Genomic DNA, 896 nt, shown 5'->3' on the forward strand with positions numbered 1-896 from the left:
ACGATCATTCCTGCGCCCACCGTTACGTTACTAAGTCGGTCGATTAGAATGAATGAGCCGGTGTACTTGCTTTGATCATAAGGGTCAAAAACCACTTGTTGACTGAGCATAAGTTCGCACTTCGCGATTGTGTTCAGGTTGAGTTCTGTCGCCGGCTGCTCTTCAAATGTGTTTACATCAACGGCATGTTCAATTCTTCGAATAGATCCTGATGATGTGCTTGAACCTAGCTTAATATCGATTAGCTTTCCTGGTGAGATTGCGTCTTCGCTCATCCAGACAATGTTGGCTAAAAAGCTTTGGCTAACGCTAGGAATACTGTCTGATTTAACTAAAGTGTCGCCGCGCGAAACGTCAATCTCATCGTTTAGTGTGAGCGTAATTGCCTGTCCTGCAAAGGCGCTGCTTATGTCGCCATCATAGGTAACAATTGATTTCACGGTACTTCGCTTGTTCGAGGGAAGAGCGATGACTTCGTCACCTTTGTTGATTTCCCCGGACGCAATCGTGCCGCAGAATCCTCGAAAGTTTAGGTTGGGGCGATTTACATACTGAACAGGAAGTCGGAAGTCTTTAAAGTTTTTGTCGTCGGCTACCTTTACGTTCTCGAGGATCTGCATTAAAGGTTCGCCCTTGAACCACGGAGTAAGCTCACTATTCGTCAGAACGTTCGTGCCTTTCAGCGCTGAGATGGGTACAAAACGAATGTCATGCATACCCAGTTGAGAGGTAAAGCTAAGGTAGTCGTCTTTTATCTCGTTATAACGGCCTTCATTATAATCAACAAGATCCATTTTGTTGATGGCCACAACGACGTGCTTGATCCCTAATAAAGATGCGATGAAGCTATGGCGTCGAGTTTGGGTGAGCACTCCTTGGCGAGCATCAATCAATAT

At 45.5% G+C, this 896-nt stretch carries 1 protein-coding gene; it reads right to left on the reverse strand.

Annotated features, from left to right (window positions below):
• The coding region (locus tag A3750_RS21680; RefSeq protein WP_231871913.1) for a sulfate adenylyltransferase subunit 1 at positions 1 to 872 on the reverse strand (872 nt) is incomplete at its 3' end.
• Positions 873 to 896 lie beyond the last annotated feature (24 nt).

The sequence above is a fragment of the Oleiphilus sp. HI0079 genome, assembly GCF_001635105.1.